Origin of the sequence: Lyngbya sp. CCY1209 (assembly GCF_035615495.1) — a bacterium.
Classification (GTDB): Bacteria; Cyanobacteriota; Cyanobacteriia; order Cyanobacteriales; family Microcoleaceae; genus Limnospira.
This window is the reverse complement of sequence record NZ_JAJENU010000111.1, coordinates 1-2,663: the sequence shown is the minus strand read 5'-3', so window position 1 is coordinate 2,663 and position 2,663 is coordinate 1. Positions and strand designations below refer to the sequence as shown.

At 50.8% G+C, this 2,663-nt stretch carries 4 protein-coding genes; all 4 read left to right on the top strand.

All coding sequences use genetic code 11. The annotated features are described in order from the left end of the window. The first annotated feature begins 185 nt into the window (after window positions 1–185). A complete protein-coding gene (locus LKE08_RS00740) occupies window positions 186–446 on the top strand; it encodes a hypothetical protein (RefSeq protein ID WP_324702278.1) in 261 nt (86 codons plus the stop codon). Then, the gene (locus LKE08_RS00735) at window positions 437–1,060 is read left to right on the top strand and encodes a hypothetical protein (protein ID WP_324702277.1); all 624 of its coding nucleotides are present in this window, start codon (window positions 437–439) and stop codon (window positions 1,058–1,060) included. Before LKE08_RS00740 ends, LKE08_RS00735 begins: the two co-directional genes overlap by 10 nt. 173 nt (window positions 1,061–1,233) lie before the next feature. Then, on the top strand, window positions 1,234–1,440 hold the full coding sequence (locus LKE08_RS00730) for a hypothetical protein (RefSeq protein WP_324702276.1): 207 nt from the start codon (window positions 1,234–1,236) through the stop codon (window positions 1,438–1,440). A 7-nt stretch (window positions 1,441–1,447) separates the two neighbouring features. Further along, window positions 1,448–1,789, top strand: a complete 342-nt coding sequence (locus tag LKE08_RS00725) for a hypothetical protein (protein ID WP_324702275.1) — start codon at window positions 1,448–1,450, stop codon at window positions 1,787–1,789. Window positions 1,790–2,663 lie beyond the last annotated feature (874 nt).

Genomic DNA, 2,663 nt, shown 5'->3' with positions numbered 1-2,663 from the left:
TCGGCCAAAAAGGACTCCGCCAAATACCTGCACGGGCTGCGGCCGCGTTACGCCCGTTTGGGGCAAGGTCTGGAAAAGTCGGCGCAACTGGCCGACCAGAAAATTAACGCCCTGATGTCCGCTCTCTAATCCCAAGAAAACGCCCCCGGCAACGGGGGCAGACATCCTCAAAGGCTATTAACTTCATGATCCAACTCTACAGAATTATCGGTCTGATTTTGATGTTCGGGTGCGGCGCGTCAGCCGTTTCGCTGTTGGCCGTGGACTATCCCCAGTTCCGGTTGCCCGGATTTTGGCTTGCCCTGATCGCCTCCCTCGTGTTGGGTGCGATCGGGGGTATCGCCTACTACCAGCGAGAAAAATCCGAAGATTGGTGGCAGTGGTTGACCGTCGCCGTCGCCGTCGCCTGCGTCCTGATTATCGGAGGTGGAATCCAATGGATGTAATTAACCCTAACGCCAACAACCAAGCTATCCGGAGCAACTGGAGATTGCTGCACGGCCTGTCAATTTTTCTGGCGGTTACGGCAACTCCAGTTTGGTTTTTTACGCCCTTTCTCACCCGCCATTCAACCCTACGATGGCTGACCATCGGCTACGGGATGGGGTGCGGAACCGGCCTGATTTTGACGGGCGTGGAACTGGCGAAACTGAAGCCAAAAATGACCGCGATGGACAAACAAGAGCAGGCAGACTTCAAGCACTCCGTCGCCAGTTCGCTGTACCTGACCCAACAGACCAATCAAGCGATCGCGGAATTTCTAAATTTTCAGCGGTCGGAATCGCTCTACGCCCAGCCCGAAATCCTAGAACCCTCACCGGACGGCGATTTCGGCGGTTTATCTAAAATTTCGGAAAATTCAAAGCAGCTAGTTGTCCCCGAAAATTCCGAAATTTCCGAAATTGCCGAAAAGTACCAAGACGCGGCGTTAGATGCCATTGACAGGGGGGTGAAAGAAACCGATATTATTCAGCAGGTGATGGGATGTCGCGGCGAACGTTACAAGCTCGGACGCGCTGCACTGGACTTGATTAAACAGGAGTCGGAGTATGCTGATTAGTTTTTGGAACAATTGTTATTTAGAAGTGTGTTCAAGTTACGGAGATGTTTTGAGAATCAGGGGCCGCTTTATTTTGCCACGGTTTGAACCGGATGACCATCACATTTACTGGTTATGCCAAACACACGAATGGCTGCGGCCGTACTTTCCGTTTTGGAATGGGGTGTTTTAAGATGTCTACTTATTTACTGCTCAAGTTGCCCAACTCCAATCGCCAAACATCGGTGTTGGTGGTGAGTGTATGGCTGCATTCGTGCCGTCATTTTAGCTTTGACATAAAAATCCAAAAACGATGGTTCAATCCCGACCGCGACCATATTGAATGGCTGTGCGAGTGCCACGAATGGCTGCGGCCCTACTTTCCATATTGGGGGTGGTGACGTTGCCATGATTAGAAAAACATTGAAGTACAAGCAGGCGATCGCCATCGCCCCCGACTACCCCCACCAAACTCAGGAGGAACTTTACGAACACCTGCGGGGCAAAAGTTATTTTTGGGACAGCAAACAGGGCGAGTGGGAATTTGTTAACCCGGAGGACTCCGATCCCCCCAGCAAGACGATCCGCGTCCGGGTGATGACCGGGCGCGATCTGATTCCCCATGCGGTGGATGCGATTACCGACATCTTGGAGGTGGACGGCTTCACCCTTTTGGATGTGTCCCCAGTCTATCCGTGCAGGCCACCGAAAGCCAACGACGGCCGCGTTTACCTAACATTCACCCAATAGCGATGACGAATCGTACAGGAGCCAGAGCCAAACGAAACAGCCACCACCCCCAGCCGCTTCCGGCGGATGACGGGGCTCAATTGATCGGGAAATCCAAAACATTCCCTCTACGAAACCGCCCTCGTCCTCCACCTCCAGCTCTACATATGGGGGGAGGGGGGATATGTAACACGCACTTTTTAACCGACCGCCACAACCCTTACACAGCAACCGATACAGAATCATGTAGTACAAACTACAAAAAAGTAAAAACGGCTGAAACCCTTACCCAGTAGTTATTTCAGAGCGAAGCAGTCATACTTATCCCTTAAGTATCAAGGAAAAGAGGAAGCCCGCCACATAGCGGGCTCCCGGCCGGCCTAGCGGCCGGCCGTCCGCAGCGCCCGCTCGGTAGCTCGGCAAGTAAGGGAGGAGGGTTGTCGGCTCACCTTGACCAACCTGAAAGAGCGCAATTTGCGCCTTTCTTCAGAAATGTTAAATAGTGGAACGTTCCACTATTTAACAAAAATTTACATGATTTTTTAGGGCAACGCGGAGAAAACTCTCCGGCTTTTGAGACATTTGGAAAAAGAGAAAAGAGGGAACGTTCCCCACTTTAAGAAAATTAACATTTTGAACACTCAAACTCATTTGATGACCGCGAATAAATGATAAAATTAGACAAAAAAAGGGGTTCGGGAAATAGCCCTAGCCCCAGTTAGCCATCAAAGTTTACAGGGTATAACAATATGACAATTATAAAGCAAAACACAGACAATGACAAGTTAATCAAAGAACTGTCGCTCATTCCGAGACAATTCGCCCTCACCCCCGTTAAGGGGAACAAAGCTGCATACAGGATGAATTGGCAACAGGAGAAACCATGCGATCGCGC